We start from the raw sequence: 14,996 nt of genomic DNA, 5'->3' as shown, positions 1-14,996 counted from the left end.
GCGGCGTCAGGCGGCCTGGCGCGGCATCACGGGGATGCGCATCGGGCGCGAGCCCGGGCCACCCACGTGGGAGAAGGGCTGCATGCGCCAGTCGAGCCCCTGAGGGAGTGTCAACAGCAGGGCCATGTCCTGCTGTTGGGGTTCCGTGGACTCGTCCGCGGGCCGCGCGCCGGCCGCCGCGCGGCCGGTACCCGAGCAGACCGTGAGCCCGAACGGGTTCCACGGCGAGGCGCACAGCGCGTGCTCCGGCAGGAACTCCTCGTCCGCCAGGAGCGCGATGGGCTGCGCACAGTCCGGGCAGATCACCCGGTACATCTCGAACGTGTCGTACGCGTCGAACTCCTCGCCGTCCAGGGCGTCCGGTTCGACGCCCTCCGGCTCGGGCTCGACAACCGGCAGCTGCCGCTTGGGTGCCGTACGGCCAGGGCGCTTAAGACTCTGCATGGGATTCTCCCCCTCGGGTGGGCCGACAAGGCGCTGCGGCCTCGACCACAGCAAGCACTTCCCGTCCGGTCTCTGCGGTAATCACGAGAACATCACGGACCCGGTTGCATGCGTGTGGTGTTCGTCACATGCCGCGTGCAGGTGCCCGGCGCGGTCGTTTTGTCCCCCACGCGCCGCACGGCTCACGCACAGACACATCACAAACCGGGTATGACCTGCGCTGCTGAGGTATCCGGGGGATCAAGCGCACTGTAGGTTCTTGCGTCATGGAGGAGCTGGACCGACAGATTGTGCAGCTGCTCGTCGCAGACGGGCGGATGAGTTACACCGACTTGGGCAAGGCCACGGGCCTGTCCACGTCCGCCGTGCATCAGCGGGTGCGCCGGCTGGAGCAGCGCGGCGTCATCCGCGGCTATGCGGCGGTCGTGGACCCGGAGGCCGTCGGGCTGCCCATGACCGCCTTCATCTCGGTGAAACCGTTCGACCTGAGCGCCCCGGACGACATCGCGGAGCGTCTCGCCGGCGTCCCGGAGATCGAGGCCTGCCACAGCGTCGCCGGCGACGAGAACTACATCCTCAAGGTGCGCGTCTCCACCCCGCACGAGCTGGAGGAGCTCCTCGCCCGGCTGCGCACCCTGGCGGGTGTGTCGACCCGTACGACGGTCGTGCTGTCCACCCCCTACGAGGCGCGACCGCCCAGGATCTGACGTCGTTCGCCCCCTTTTGCGGGCCCCGCGCGCGGAGAGCGTGCCGGCAGGCGCGAGACTGTCTCCATGAGTGAGAGCACCGCCTCGTCGGACACCGTGCTGCTGCGCGGTGGAGAGGTCCACAGTCCCGCCGACCCCTTCGCCACCGCGATGGTCGTGGAGCGAGGGCAAGTCGCCTGGGTCGGCTCCGAAGGCGCGGCCGACGCCTTCGTGGACGGCGTCGACGAGGTCGTGGACCTCGAAGGCGCCCTGGTCACCCCGGCGTTCACGGACGCACACGTGCACACCACCGCCACCGGTCTCGCGCTCGGCGGCCTCGACCTGTCCGGCGCCCGCTCCCTGGACACGGCCCTCGCCCTGGTGCGCGACTTCGCCGCCGCCCACCCCGGCGACCGGGTGCTGCTCGGGCACGGCTGGGACGCGGCCCGCTGGCCCGGCGGGCAGCCCCCGACGCGCGCGGCACTCGACGAGGCCACCGGCGGCCGGCCGCTCTACCTCTCCCGCATCGACGTGCACTCGGCCGTGGTCACCACCGCACTCCTCGACCTGGTCCCGGGCGTCACTGACCAGCCCGGTCACTCGCCCGACGGCCCCCTGACCCGGGACGCCCACCACGCCGTGCGCGCCGCGGCCCTCGGCGCCGTCACCGGCGAGCAGCGCACCCGGGCCCAGCGCGCCGCCCTCGCGCACGCCGCCTCGCTCGGCATCGGCTCCGTACACGAATGCGGTGGCCCCGACATCTCCTCCGAGGACGACTTCGCCGCCCTGCTGAGGCTCGCGGCCGAGGAACCCGGCCCCCGGGTCGTCGGCTACTGGGCCGAGGCGGGCGAGGAGGGCATCGAGAGGGCCCGCGCGCTCGGTGCGCTGGGCGCGGCGGGCGACCTCTTCGCCGACGGCTCCCTCGGCTCGCACACCGCCTGCCTGCACCAGTCCTACGCCGACGCCGGGCACACCGGCACCGCCTACCTCGACGCCGCAGCGGTCGCCGCGCACGTGGTGGCCTGCACCGAGGCCGGCCTCCAGGCGGGCTTCCACGCGATCGGTGACGCCGCCGTGGCCTTTGTGGTCGAGGGCGTGCGCGCCGCCGCCGAGAAGGTCGGCCTGGCCCGGGTCCGGGCCGCCCGGCACCGCGTCGAGCACGCCGAGATGCTCACCCCCGAGACGATCGCGGGCTTCGCCGAGCTCGGCCTGACCGCCTCCGTGCAGCCCGCCTTCGACGCGCTGTGGGGCGGCGAGGACGGCATGTACGCGCAGCGTCTCGGCGCCGGACGCGCCCGCGCGCTGAACCCCTTCGCCGCCCTCCTGCGCAGCGGCGTACCGCTCGCGTTCGGCTCCGACAGCCCCGTCACCCCGCTCGACCCGTGGGGCACCGTACGGGCCGCCGCCTTCCATCGCACACCCGAGCACCGGGTGTCCGTACGCGCCGGGTTCACGGCGCATACGCGGGGCGGCTGGCGGGCCGTCGGACGTGACGACGCGGGCATCCTGGTGCCCGGCGCACCCGCCGACTACGCCGTATGGCGCACCGGCGACCTCGTCGTACAGGCCCCGGACGACCGCGTCGCCCGCTGGTCGACGGACCCCCGGTCCGGCACGCCCGGACTGCCGGATCTGACCCCGGGAGGCGACCTGCCCGTCTGCCTGCGCACCGTCGTCGGCGGTAGGACGGTATTCGTACGGCCTAACGAGTGATGTCCGGGGGTGGCGTGGCCCCCGTCGTCGTTCGCGGCCGTGTTGCGCGACCTGCGCATCCTCGGCACTGACCAGGGGTTTGTGTGGAAAACCGCAGCTCAAACGACTGTTGACACCGGGCCGCAGGGGGCCGGTAGGTTCGGCCGGGTCCACCACCGGACGTCCGACCGGGGAACTTCCGCGCGGCCGTCGAGGCGCCGCTGGGTCAGGGGTGATGTGCCGCACCGGCGCACCACCACTGGGAGCCAGGCCCAGCGCCCGCGCCACGAGGCGAGGGAACGTTCCGACAAGTCGGCAGGTGTGACCCGGGTGGGGCCCGGACGTTCAGTAGACAACGGCTTTCGGTCGACTCGCAGCCAGCGAGTCCCTGGTCGGCCCGAAGGGCGCCGGGCCCCGATCCCGCAGCACACGACTCCAGCCTCCGGAAAACGCAGTCCTACCCCTCTCCTGTCGACTCGACCCCCAGTAGTGACGAGCCGGCGCAGCAGTGCAGGTTGGGCGCACTATGGTGGACCTCTGCGTACGGACTTGAAGGGGCAGCAGTGAACGACGGCGACGGGACCCTCGCGGCACAAGCCCAGGGGAGGCAGTTCGGCCCGCTCGGCACGGCCTTGGTGATCATCCCGACCTACAACGAGGCGGAGAACATCAAGCGGATCGTCGGTCGCGTACGCGCCGCCGTGCCCGAGGCCCACGTCCTGGTGGCCGACGACAACAGCCCGGACGGCACCGGCAAGCTCGCCGACGAGCTGGCCGCCGAGGACGACAACGTCCAGGTGATGCACCGCAAGGGCAAGGAAGGGCTCGGCGCCGCGTACCTCGCGGGCTTCCGCTGGGGCCTCGACCACGGCTACGGCGTACTCATCGAGATGGACGCCGACGGCTCGCACCAGCCCGAGGAACTGCCGAGGCTGCTGACCGCCCTCAAGGGCGCGGACCTCGTGCTCGGCTCCCGCTGGGTGCCGGGCGGCCGGGTGGTGAACTGGCCCAAGTCCCGCGAGTTCATCTCCCGCGGCGGCAGCCTCTACTCGCGTGTGCTGCTCGACGTGCCGATCCGTGACGTCACCGGCGGCTACCGCGCCTTCCGGCGCGAGACCCTCGAAGGCCTCGGGCTCGGCGAGGTCGCCTCCCAGGGCTACTGCTTCCAGGTGGACCTCGCGCGCCGTGCGGTGAAGGCGGGCTACCACGTCGTGGAGGTCCCCATCACCTTCGTGGAGCGGGAACTGGGCGACTCCAAGATGAGCCGCGACATCCTGGTGGAGGCGCTGTGGCGCGTCACCACCTGGGGTGTGGGGGAGCGGGTCGGACGGATCACCGGGCGGAAGTCCTCCTGACGCACCCCGGGCGCCACCGCGGGGCACCGCGCGACGCCCCGCCGCCCACCATCGTGCCCCTCGCCCAGGCGGGGGCGCCGGCCGGTGGAGGGTGCGGCGGGGCGATCATTCGCTTATCCCGTACTGAGCCGGGTCCAGGCACACTGGGACCATGACGACTGGCGCTCCGACTTCCTCCTACCCCGCCCGGCCGCGGCGATCGCGGCTGCGCACCTTCCTGCCGCTCGGCATCGCGGCGTGGCTGGTGCTGGAGATCTGGCTGCTGACCATGGTCGCGGGGACCGCGAGCGGCTTCGCCGTGTTCCTGCTGCTGGCCGCCGGGTTCGTGCTCGGCGGGGTGGTCATCAAGCGCGCCGGGCGCCGCGCCTTCCGCAACCTCAGCGAGACGCTGCAACGGCAGCAGAGCGGTGTCGCGCCCGCCGGCCAGGGCGGCCGGGGCAACGGCCTGATGATGCTCGGCGGTCTGCTGCTGATGATCCCGGGGCTCATCTCCGACGCCGTGGGTCTTCTCCTGCTGATCCCGGCCGTCCAGAAGGCCGTCGGCCGGTACGCGGAGCGCACCCTCGACCGCAAGATGCGGGAGGCCGTCCCCGGCACCTTCGGCGACGCGTTCCAGCAGGCCCGCATCCATCGCCCCGACGGCAAGGTGGTGCCGGGCGAGGTCATCAGGGACGAGGACCGGCCGAGCCCGCAGCCCGGTGAGTACCCGCCGCTGACCCGCTGACCTGCGGGCGCCGTACATCCGTCGCGAGGACCCCGCCCAGCCGAGGGCGGGGTCCTCGCGTATGCGGTGCGAGGTGCCCGCGTATGCCGTGCGAGGTGCCCGCGTGGCGCGACCGGGGTACGCGCGAGCGGCGCGGGGTGGTCGGGGCTGTGTCTGGGCGCCTGTGCGGGACTGGGGGCACGGGACGACTCGTTTTGTGGGGCGCCCGGAGGCCGGGACGGCCGCGACACGGCCCGGGGCTGCACGCGGGACGTGCCCGGGGCTGCACGCGGGACGTGCCCGGCGCTGCACGTGCGACGTGGCCCCAGGCAGCACGAGACCGCGGGCCCGTACGACTGGCGTACGTGCCCGCGGTCTCGGCGTGCTTCATGTATGCCGTCCGGCCCCGTGGGGTCAGGCGGACTTGCGGCTGTCCCGCGGATGCACCGCGATGTTCATCGCGCCGGAGCGCAGGACGGCCAGGCGCTCTTCGAGGACCTCTTCGAGTTCCTCTCGGGTACGCCGCTCCATCAGCATGTCCCAGTGGGTACGCGCAGGCTTGGCCTTCTTTTCCTCAGGGCCGTCGCCGTCCACGAGGAGTGCCTGGGCCCCGCAGACCTTGCACTCCCACTCCGGCGGGATCTCCGCCTCGACCGAGAAGGGCATCTCGAACCGGTGCCCCTTCTCGCATGCGTACTCCACGGCCTGGCGCGGGGCCAGGTCGATGCCGCGGTCCGTCTCGTAGCTGGTCACCACGAGGCGCGTGCCGCGAAGAGCTCGCTCACTCATGAATCGTGCCTCCCGGGCTTGTCGCCCACAGGACAGGTGTCGCTGTCGTCGTCATCCGGTCAACGTCCGGTCGGCGGTAAAGATTCCCGTTCCGGGTCATGCGTCGCCGTCGTAGCCGCCCCTTGTTGTACCCACAGCCGCCCGGTTTGTCACATCTGGGATCAGATGTCACCCAACGCTTCAGCATCTTTGACGCGCAGTAACGGTACGCCTGGCAGGCCAAACGCGTACACTACCGCTCTTTGGCGCCGGGTGCTAAATCCTGTCCGGTACGGGATTCCCCGCGTCGCGGATCGCCCGCCCCACCGAGACCCGGGCGAGCAGCACGAACCCGATGACGAAGAAGGCCACCAGCGAGATGATCGCGTCCCGATAACTTCCGGTGAGCTGGTACGTCAGACCGAAGAGAAGCGGCCCGAGCCAGCTCATCCCGCGGTCGCTCATCTCGTACGCCGAGAAGTACTCCGCCTCCTTGCCGCGCGGGACCAGATGTGAGAACAGGGAGCGTGACAACGCCTGACTGCCGCCCAGGACCAGGCCGATGCCGGCGGCGAGAACGAAGAACCAGACGGGCCTGCCCGCGGGGAGGAAGTACCCGGCCCCCAGGGTCACCGTCCAGGCGACGAGCGAGCCGAGAATCGTCCGTTTCGCGCCGTAGACGCGGGCCAGCCGCCCCATGCCCAGCGCGCCGCCGACGGCGAGCACCTGGACCAGCAGGACGGCCACGATCAGGGTGGACTGGCTCAGCCCGAGCTCTTCGGAGCCGTAGACGGAGGCCTGCGAGATGACGGTCTGGATGCCGTCGTTGTAGACGAGGTACGCGAGCAGGAACGCGAGGGTGAGCGGTTTGCCGCGCATGTCCCGCACCGTGGCCGCCAGCTGCCGCCAGCCGTGCACCGAAGGCCCCTCCGCGGCGGTCGTGCGGCGGTCGCGCAGCCGTTTGAGGGGGACGAGGGTGAAGGCGCCCCACCAGATGCCCGCCGACGCCAGGCAGATGCGGACGGCCGTCGACTCGGAGACGCCGAAGGAGTCGTGACCGGTGAACAGGACCAGGTTCGCGACCAGCACCAGGGAACCGGCCGCGTATCCGAAGGCCCAGCCCCGGGACGAGACGGCGTCGCGTTCCTCCGGCCGGGCGATCTGCGGCAGGTAGGAGTTGTAGAGGACCATCGACACGGCCACCGAGGCGTTGGCGACGACCAGCAGGGCCCCGCCCAGCAGATAGCGGTCGCCGTCCAGGAAGAACATGCCGGTGGTGGCCGCGGCGCCGAGATAGGCGGCGGCCGCGAGCAGCGGTTTCTTGCGGCCCGTCCGGTCCGCCGCCGCGCCCGCCACCGGCATCACGAGGATCGACAGGACGACGGACGCCGAGACCGCGTAGGCGAAGAAGGAGCCGGCGCGGACCGGGACGCCCAGGGGGTGGACGAAGCCGTCCGCGTCCGCCGCGTGCTCCGCGACCGACGTGAGATAGGGGCCGAGGAAGACGGTCAGCACGCTCGTCGAGTAGACGGAGCACGCCCAGTCGTAGAAGTACCAGCCGCGCTGCTCGCGCCGCCGCTCGGCGGCCTCGCCGGCCGACTCCGTGCGCACGGTGTCAGTGCTCACCCGTGCCCCTCGCTTCCCCGTGAACGGACCGCGCGAGGAGGCTCAGAACCAGGTGCCCCGGTCTTCCAGGACCTTGCGCAGCGTGTCGATGTGATCGGTCATGATGCCATCGACTCCCAGGTCCAGGAGCCGGTGCATCCGTTCCGGTTCGTTCACGGTCCACACGTGCACCTGGAGCCCGCGCGCGTGCGCGGCCCGTACGAAGCGGCGGTCGACCACCGGCACCCCGGACTGCGACTCGGGCACCTGGGCGGCGACCGCGGAGCGGCGCAGCGGCGCGGGTACGCCCCAGGAGCGCAACCGCAGGCCGAGCACGCCGCGGGTGCCGTACGACGTCGCGAGGCGAGGCCCGGCCAGGCGCTGGGCACGCGCGACCCGTGCCTCGGAGAAGGAGCCGAGGCACACGCGGTCCCAGGCCCCGGTCCGCTCGACCAGGTCGAGGAAGGGCCGGAGCGCGGGTTCGGCCTTCACGTCCACGTTCCAGCGAACGCCGGGGAAGGCGTCGAGCAGCTCCTCGAACAGCGGCACCGGTTCCTCGCCCGCCACGCGCGCGTGGCGCACGTCGTCCCAGGGGAGGTCCGCGATCCGGCCCGCCGCGTCCGTCACCCGGTCCAGGGTGTCGTCGTGGAAGGCGACGAGCCTGCCGTCCGCCGTCGCGTGGACATCGGTCTCCATGTAGCGGTAGCCGGTCTCCACCGCGCGGCGGAACTGGGCGAGGGTGTTCTCCAGGCCGTCCGCCGCCCCGCCCCGGTGCGCGAACGCGATCGGGCCGGGATGGTCGAGGTACGGATGGCGTATGCGCGTGCTCACCCGGGCAGTATCGCGCGCTCCGGTTGCCCGGCGGCAACGACGGCGCTGCCGGGCGGTGCCGTGGGGACGGCGAACACGCGCAGGAAGAGCTGGGCGAGGGGGCCGATCGCCACCGCGTACAGCACCGTGCCGACGCCGACCGTGCCGCCGAGTGCGAAGCCGGTGGCGACGACGGCCAGTTCCAGGACCGTGCGCACCACGCGGATCGAGCGGCCGGTGCGCCGGTGCAGGCCCGTCATCAGACCGTCGCGGGGGCCCGGGCCGAAGCGCGCCGAGATGTAGAGGCCGGTCGCCACGCCGTTCAGCAGGACGCCCGCCACCAGCAGCGGGATCCGCACCGCCAGTGTGTGCGCGGCCGGCAGCAGCGCCAGCGTGCCGTCCATGGCGATGCCGACCACGAAGACGTTGGAGACGGTGCCGAGGCCCGGGCGCTGGCGCAGCGGGATCCACAGCAGCAGCACGGCCGCCCCGACGATGATCGACACCACGCCGATCGTCAGACCGGTCAGCTCGGCGAGCCCCTGGTGCAGCACGTTCCAGGGCTCCAGGCCGAGCCCCGACTCCACGAGGAGCGCCGAACTCGCGCCGTACAGGGCCAGGCCCACGTACAGCTGGACGAGGCGGCGGGGCAGCCGCCGGGACCGGGGGCCCGAGGGGCTCTCGACGGGGTGCGAACGCGCGGCGCGGATGGACAAGTGGTGCCCCCTGTGGTCGGACTGGCCTGGCTCGTGACACTCTGTGGCTTGAGAAGAAAAGCCATCCATGGCCAATTCGGGGAAGGTGGACTGGAAATCATGGCGCAGTGGACCTCGGCGGTGGGCGCCGCGCAGCTCGCCCGGCTCCTCAACTCCCAGCAGGAGCGGCCCGCGGGCCCCGGGACCCGTCGCCCGCCCGCCTACCGCGCACTCGCCGACGGCATCCGGCTGCTGGTGCTGGAGGGCCGGGTGCCGGTCGCCGCGCGGCTGCCCGCCGAGCGGGAACTGGCACTGTCCCTCTCCGTCAGCCGTACGACTGTCGCCGCGGCCTACGAGGCGCTGCGTGCCGAGGGATTCCTGGAGTCCCGGCGCGGCGCGGGCAGCTGGACCGCCGTGCCGGCCGGCAACCCGCTGCCCGCGCGCGGCCTGGAACCGTTGCCCCCCGAGGCCCTCGGGTCCGTGATCGACCTCGGCTGCGCGGCGCTGCCCGCGCCCGAGCCGTGGCTCACCCGCGCCGTGCAGGGCGCCCTGGAGGAGCTGCCGCCGTACGCGCACACGCACGGCGACTATCCCGCCGGGCTGCCCGCGCTGCGCTCGATGATCGCGGAGCGGTACACCGCGCGCGGGATCCCGACCATGCCCGAGCAGATCATGGTGACCACCGGGGCGATGGGTGCGATCGACGCCATCTGCCACCTGTTCGCGGGACGCGGCGAGCGCATCGCCGTCGAGTCCCCGTCCTACGCCAACATCCTGCAGCTGATGCGCGAGGCCGGAGCCCGGCTGGTGCCCGTCGCCATGGCCGAGGGGCTCGCGGGCTGGGACATGGACCGCTGGCGTCAGGTCCTGCGTGACGCGGCCCCCCGCCTCGCCTACGTGGTCGCCGACTTCCACAACCCGACCGGCGCCCTCGCGGACGAGGGCCGGCGGCGGGGGCTCGTGGAGGCGGCACGCTCGGCGGGCACCGTGCTCGTCGTCGACGAGACGATGAGCGAGCTGCATCTGGAGGACGGACTGGACATGCCGCGCCCGGTGTGCGGCTTCGACCCCGCGGGATCGACCGTCGTCACCGTCGGCTCCGCGAGCAAGGCCTTCTGGGCCGGGATGCGGATCGGCTGGGTGCGCGCCGCTCCCGATGTCATCCGCAGCCTGGTCGCCGCCCGCGCCTACGCCGACCTCGGCACACCCGTGCTGGAGCAGCTCGCCGTGAACTGGCTGCTCAGCACCGGAGGCTGGGAGCAGGCCGTGGACATCCGGCGCGGGCAGGCCCGGGAGAACCGCGACGCCCTCGTGGCCGCGGTGCGGCGTGAGCTGCCCGGATGGGAGTTCTCGGTGCCCCGGGGCGGCCTCACGCTGTGGGTGCGGACCGGCGGGCTGTCCGGCTCCCGCCTGGCCGAGATGGGCGAACGCGTGGGCGTACGCGTCCCCTCCGGCCCCCGCTTCGGTGTGGACGGCGCCTTCGAGGGCTATGTGCGCCTGCCGTTCACCGTGGGCGGTGCGGTGGCCGAGGAGGCCGCGGTGCGCCTGGCGGCGGCGGCCCGCCTGGTCGAGAGCGGCGCGAGCACCGGGAACGAGGCGCCGCGCACGTTCGTGGCGTAGCGGCTCCCGACGCCCCCGAATTCCCCGGAGCCTCCGAAGCCGTCGGAGGCCCGGAAGCCGTACGGCCGGGCCCACGCCGCCGCGCGCACCGGGCTCCGACAGCATCAGGCCTGAGCCGAGGGACTTCGGCTCAGGCCTGATGACAAGGAGCGGAAAACGGGGGTCTCAGCCCTCGGCCACCACCGGGAGGGACGCCGTGGGCTGGGCGTCCGCGGTGACGGATTTCGCGGGCTGCGCCTCCACGGGGAGCGCCTCGACAGGCCGGGTGTCCGGCGCACCCGGAGTCGTCCGTCCGGGAAGCAGGTCGAGCACGGCCTGCCGTTGCGCCTCGCTGGTCGTGTCGTCGTACGGGTCCGGAGTCGCCGGAACCTGGAGCCGTAGGACGGGCCCGCTCCCGAGCCGGGCGTAACCGCGCCCGGGCGGGACGTCCCGGGTCGGCGTGGTGTGCGGCGGGGCCCCGAGCACCGCTTCCAGTTGCTCGGAGGACGCCGCGCCGAGCACCACGCGCGCGCGGGTGTGCTGCCGCACGGCGTCGCTGAGGCAGTCGAGGCTGTCGAAGTGCTCGGCCACCACGACCATGACGCCGGCCGCCCTGCCGTGGCGGAGGGGGACCTGGAGGAGCCCCTGCGGGTCGTTGCGCCCGTCGGCGGCGGCGAGGTGACCCAGAGCGCTGGGCCGGTCCAGCAGGATCCACAACGGGTTCTTGACGTCGTCGGGAGCGGGGTGCCCCGCCTGCCGGGCGCGGTTCGCGGCGATCAGCCGCCGCTCCGTCTCGTGGGCCACCCACTCGAGGCTCGCGAGAGCCCCGGCCGGCGCGCACTCGACGGCCAGTACACCGTCCCTGCCGGTGAGGCAGGCGTACTCGCCGGTGCCCGCACCCTCGACGACGACCACGTCGCCGTGCTGGAGGGCCTGGAGGGCGATGGAGCGCAGCAGGGTGGTCGTGCCGCTGCCGGGCTGCCCCGCGATCAGCAGGTGCGGCTCGGTCGAGCGGACACCCGTGCGCCAGACGACGGGCGGGACGTCACGCTGTTCCTCGCCATGGGTGAGGGGCAGCGTGCGCTGGACGTCGGCGGGGTCGGTGAAGCCGAGGACCGTCTCGCCCGGCGCGGTGACGAAGCGCTGGGCGGCGATGTCGGTGGGGAGGGGAGGCAGCACGTCGACCGTGAGTTCGTTGCCCTCCTCGTCCCACGCGAAGTGGTACTCGCGGCCGCGCCCCGACTTCACGTGCAGCAACTGCTCGATCCGGGCCCGGGCCTCCGCCTCGCCGTCCGTGAAGTACGCCGGATAGCGGACGAGGAGACGGGACACGCGCCCGTCGTCGTCGAACTCGAACGAGGGGAAGGCCTTCTCCCAGTCGCCGCCGTGGGCGTACAGGGGAGCGGGGTCCTCGGCCGTCGAGAAGTACGGGACCAGGGCCTCGTACAGCGACTGGAGGCGCTGGATCTGGGACTCGTCGGGGCCCGTGGGCTCGGGCGCCGCGCGTTCGCGTCCGGTCCACGCTGCCGCCGCCATCAGACTGATGGCGGCGAGCAGCGGTCCGTACGGCAGCAGCGCCACGACCAGGACAGCGGAGGCTGCCAGGAACAGCAGTGGCCCGCGCCGGTCCTTGGGGGTGTCGGCCCACTTGCGCCGTCCGGCCCCGGCCAGCCGGCGCAGTCCACGGGTGATCGTGATCAGCGGGTGGAGGACATCGGTGGCACTGTCGGCCGCCGTCCTGGCCAGCTCCCGGCTTCGGGCGATCTGCGCGCTGCCGTGCCTGAGAATGCGGGGAAGGGGGCGCCGGGCCACTGCTGTCTCCTGGTGGTGCGTGCGAGAGGGAGGGGCGTCAGAACTTGATCCCGCCGAGGAGGCTCGCCAGGCTCTCGCCGCCGGCCTTGATGCTCGGTGCGATCGCCGTGCTCGCCAGGTAGAAGCCGAACAGGGTCGACACCAGGCAGTGCGATGCCTTGAGGCCGTCCTTGCGGAAGAAGAGAAAGACGATGACGCCGAGCAGGACCACACCTGAGATGGACAGGATCATTTGAGCTCTCCTGGTTCGTGGGGACAGTCACCATGAGTACTTCCAGGATCACAGGATGTATCCATACGATAAAAGGTGCAACTGGGTGATTTTCTGGCGATTTCATCCAGGTGGCAGAGCTGTCCTGAGGCGCCCGGGCGGGCCTGATGCGTCCGCCGTCGGCCCGTGGATCCGCTGTGATCTTTGCCGTCGGCGAGGCCGGTCATGTGCCGCCGGAGCCAGTACGCTGGCGATTCACCCGTACGGGCGCATCCCCGGCCCCGTGCAGGTCCGGGAGTGACAGCTCCGCTCGCTGTCGTAAGCTCCCGCAGTCCCCGTTGTAGTCGTTGTGAGAGGCGGTCCGGCCGATGAGTGAAGCCCCCGACCCCGAGGTCGTGGAGCTGGCGACCAAGATCTTCGATCTGGCCCGCCGCGGCGAGACCGAGACGCTCGTGGCCTACGTCGACGCGGGTGTTCCGGCCAACCTGACCAACGACCGCGGTGACTCGCTCGTGATGCTCGCCGCCTACCACGGCCACGCCGAGGCCGTCCGCGCCCTGCTGGAGCGCGGCGCCGAGGCCGACCGCGTGAACGACCGAGGCCAGACACCGCTCGCCGGTGCCGTCTTCAAGGGCGAGGAGGCCGTGATCCGGGTGCTCCTGGACGCAGGTGCCGATCCCGCCGCCGGGACGCCCTCGGCCGTCGACACCGCGCGCATGTTCGCCAAGACCGAACTGCTCGAATTGTTCGGCGCGCACTGACGCGTATGTCCTGACCAGGCGAAACGCAAAAAACGGGGGAGGCGGTACGGGGCCGCCGGAAATACGGTCGCGGCAGGAAGAACTGCCGAGTCATCATGACGTCGTGATTCACGGACGCGATGGCTGGGCAGGTGTTGCCGCACCGCGCGGGCCGTGATCCGGCCCGCATGGGCCACCGACGAGAGGCAGAGGAAGATGGTCTACAGCAAGCAAGAAACGGCGGGCGCTCCGACGTGTTGTCACGCGGCCAGGTAATCCAGGTTCCCGGTTGCGTCGACGCTTGATGTGAGGCTGTTTCCCATGTTCGATCCGGTCATAGCGCCCAGCGCCACGCTGCTCGGCCTGCTCCAGAGGGGCCGCGGCGACGGCACGCTGCACGCGCTCACCGCCCCGCGAGCCGAAGCGCTCGCGGCTCTGAACCACTGTGTGCTGCGGGACCCCCGCCACGACTGGCAGGTGGAGAACCGCTCCCTCTACTACGCCCGCCTCTACCTCGACCTGAGCGGCGAGCTCGACGAGATCGAGCGCCACCTCTTCGACGTCGAGGACACCCTCGACGAGTGCGAGTCACGCACCGGCCTCGCCCTGGCGGTGCTCGGCCACCTCGCTTCGTACGGCAGGCGCGACGCGCTCGAACTGCTGCGCAGGTACGCCGCCGTGGGCACCAACTGGGCCTGGGCCCTCGACGAGCTGGCGCTGCGTGACGACGACGCGGGACTGCGAGCCCTGGCCGAGCCCGTGCTCGCCCGGTTCCCGGCCGATCCGGAGGGCGAGGCCGCCCTCGCCACCGCAGTGCGCGACGCCTTCGAACCCCGGCCCTGGCGGCTGTGGGCCGACGATCCCCGCGCATCCGTCGGCACGCGCGTGCGCGGCGCCCAGGAGGCCGGCTCCTTCGATCGCTGGCAGCGCCAGATGCGACCCAGCGGGCCCCGGCCCGGCTGGAGCGTGCAGGCGGTCTTCGACTGGGCGCAGCAGGGCATCGACCGCGGCGCGGCACTGCACGTCCCCGCCGCCCGCTGCCTCATGGCCGTCGCGGGTCCTGAGGACCGGGCGGAGATCGTCGCGGCCGCACGCGACGGCGGGGAGGGCGCGCGCTGCACCGCCCTGCGCTATCTCGCCGACGGCAACGACCCCGAAGCCCTCGACCTGATCGAGGCGGCCGTCGCCACCGGTTCGACGGCCGTCGTGGACGCCGCCGTCGACGCCTTCGAGCGGATGCGCAGCGTCGCCGCCGTCGACCGGGCGCGCGGCTGGGCGCACCGGCCCGACGTCCTGGGGGCCGCCGCCGGGCGGATGCTCGCCTGCCGGGGCGGGGCCCAGGACAGCGAACTGGTCCTCGACGCAGTGCGCGAGGCGGTACGCGGCGAAGGCCCCGACGCGCCCACCCTGTGGACCCTCGTCGACGGCGCCGGACGGCTCGGTATCGTCTGTGCCGCCCCCGTGCTGCGGCACATCTACCGGGAGACGGCGTCGTCCCATCTGCGCGGGCGCGCCGCACGCGCCCTGGCCGCCACCGACCCCTCGTTCCCCGCCGGCTTCGCCGTCGAATGCCTGTGGGACTGCGAGGAGACCACCCGCGAGGTCGCCGCGCGGCACGCCGAGACCGGTGACGCGCGCGTGGTGGACCAATTGCGCCGGCTGGCAGCGGATCCGGCCGAGGAGGCCGATGTCCAGACAGCGGTCCGCAGCCGGATCGGACCCGACATGCCCGCCGTATGAACGTTCGGTGACCCGTGAGTCAGGGGGGCGTGGACGCGGGCTGACCTGGACAGGGGCGCAGCGCAACGCTCATGGGACGTTCCCCGCGCGGAAAGATCCACTTTGACGCGTCCACGTCCGGCACGGCGACAACACC

The 14,996-nt window shown here is 72.5% G+C and carries 14 protein-coding genes; 7 read left to right on the top strand and 7 right to left on the bottom strand.

Translation table 11 applies throughout. The features are described from left to right. Nucleotides 1–6: 6 nt before the first annotated feature. The gene (locus ACZ4IF_RS19425; RefSeq protein WP_467564391.1) at nt 7–444 is read right to left on the bottom strand and encodes a hypothetical protein; all 438 of its coding nucleotides are present in this window, start codon (nt 442–444) and stop codon (nt 7–9) included. Between the two features lie 266 nt (nt 445–710). Between ACZ4IF_RS19425 and ACZ4IF_RS19420 the strand changes: the two genes are divergently transcribed. The 4 genes from ACZ4IF_RS19420 to fxsA all read left to right on the top strand — a co-directional run bounded on the left by ACZ4IF_RS19420 (nt 711) and on the right by fxsA (nt 4,901). Further along, nucleotides 711–1,151, top strand: coding sequence for an Lrp/AsnC family transcriptional regulator (locus ACZ4IF_RS19420; RefSeq protein WP_467564389.1), 441 nt, complete (start codon nt 711–713; stop codon nt 1,149–1,151). A gap of 66 nt (nt 1,152–1,217) precedes the next feature. Beyond that, on the top strand, nt 1,218–2,843 hold the full coding sequence (locus ACZ4IF_RS19415; RefSeq protein ID WP_467564387.1) for an amidohydrolase: 1,626 nt from the start codon (nt 1,218–1,220) through the stop codon (nt 2,841–2,843). A 542-nt stretch (nt 2,844–3,385) separates the two neighbouring features. After that, nucleotides 3,386–4,177 carry a polyprenol monophosphomannose synthase gene (locus tag ACZ4IF_RS19410; protein WP_345657762.1) on the top strand — a complete coding sequence of 264 codons (792 nt, stop codon included), beginning with the start codon at nt 3,386–3,388 and terminating at the stop codon, nt 4,175–4,177. Between the two features lie 151 nt (nt 4,178–4,328). Continuing rightward, nucleotides 4,329–4,901 carry an FxsA family membrane protein gene (gene fxsA / locus ACZ4IF_RS19405; protein WP_467564385.1) on the top strand — a complete coding sequence of 191 codons (573 nt, stop codon included), beginning with the start codon at nt 4,329–4,331 and terminating at the stop codon, nt 4,899–4,901. Nucleotides 4,902–5,294: 393 nt separating this feature from the next. Here the strand turns inward: fxsA and ACZ4IF_RS19400 are convergent, their stop codons facing one another. The 4 genes from ACZ4IF_RS19400 to yczE all read right to left on the bottom strand — a co-directional run bounded on the left by ACZ4IF_RS19400 (nt 5,295) and on the right by yczE (nt 8,779). Then, nucleotides 5,295–5,669 (bottom strand): RNA polymerase-binding protein RbpA, encoded by a 375-nt coding sequence (locus tag ACZ4IF_RS19400; protein WP_003977404.1) that lies wholly within the window; start codon nt 5,667–5,669, stop codon nt 5,295–5,297. 255 nt (nt 5,670–5,924) lie between these two features. Then, nucleotides 5,925–7,274, bottom strand: coding sequence for an MFS transporter (locus tag ACZ4IF_RS19395; RefSeq protein WP_467564383.1), 1,350 nt, complete (start codon nt 7,272–7,274; stop codon nt 5,925–5,927). 42 nt (nt 7,275–7,316) lie between these two features. Beyond that, entirely contained in the window at nt 7,317–8,084 is a 768-nt protein-coding gene (locus ACZ4IF_RS19390; protein WP_467564380.1) for a glycerophosphodiester phosphodiesterase, read from the bottom strand. Continuing rightward, nucleotides 8,081–8,779 carry a membrane protein YczE gene (gene yczE / locus ACZ4IF_RS19385; protein WP_467564378.1) on the bottom strand — a complete coding sequence of 233 codons (699 nt, stop codon included), beginning with the start codon at nt 8,777–8,779 and terminating at the stop codon, nt 8,081–8,083. Before yczE ends, ACZ4IF_RS19390 begins: the two co-directional genes overlap by 4 nt. A gap of 99 nt (nt 8,780–8,878) precedes the next feature. Between yczE and ACZ4IF_RS19380 the strand changes: the two genes are divergently transcribed. Further along, nucleotides 8,879–10,378 carry an SCO1417 family PLP biosynthesis transcription factor gene (locus ACZ4IF_RS19380; protein WP_467564376.1) on the top strand — a complete coding sequence of 500 codons (1,500 nt, stop codon included), beginning with the start codon at nt 8,879–8,881 and terminating at the stop codon, nt 10,376–10,378. A 165-nt stretch (nt 10,379–10,543) separates the two neighbouring features. Here the strand turns inward: ACZ4IF_RS19380 and ACZ4IF_RS19375 are convergent, their stop codons facing one another. Beyond that, complete coding sequence (locus tag ACZ4IF_RS19375; RefSeq protein WP_467564374.1) at nt 10,544–12,169, bottom strand: P-loop NTPase family protein; 1,626 nt, start codon at nt 12,167–12,169, stop codon at nt 10,544–10,546. A 37-nt stretch (nt 12,170–12,206) separates the two neighbouring features. Further along, nucleotides 12,207–12,401: a hypothetical protein gene (locus ACZ4IF_RS19370; RefSeq protein ID WP_028803620.1), complete on the bottom strand. Its 195-nt coding sequence runs from the start codon at nt 12,399–12,401 to the stop codon at nt 12,207–12,209. Nucleotides 12,402–12,748: 347 nt separating this feature from the next. Between ACZ4IF_RS19370 and ACZ4IF_RS19365 the strand changes: the two genes are divergently transcribed. Together ACZ4IF_RS19365 and ACZ4IF_RS19360 are read left to right on the top strand one after the other, a co-directional pair. Continuing rightward, a complete protein-coding gene (locus tag ACZ4IF_RS19365; RefSeq protein ID WP_467564372.1) occupies nt 12,749–13,141 on the top strand; it encodes an ankyrin repeat domain-containing protein in 393 nt (130 codons plus the stop codon). 300 nt (nt 13,142–13,441) lie between these two features. Continuing rightward, the gene (locus ACZ4IF_RS19360; RefSeq protein ID WP_467564370.1) at nt 13,442–14,860 is read left to right on the top strand and encodes a HEAT repeat domain-containing protein; all 1,419 of its coding nucleotides are present in this window, start codon (nt 13,442–13,444) and stop codon (nt 14,858–14,860) included. Nucleotides 14,861–14,996 lie beyond the last annotated feature (136 nt).

The sequence above is a fragment of the Streptomyces sp. NPDC025784 genome, from assembly GCF_055558435.1.
The sequence above is the reverse complement of the archived record's forward strand: the minus strand, read 5'-3'. Positions and strand labels throughout refer to the sequence as shown.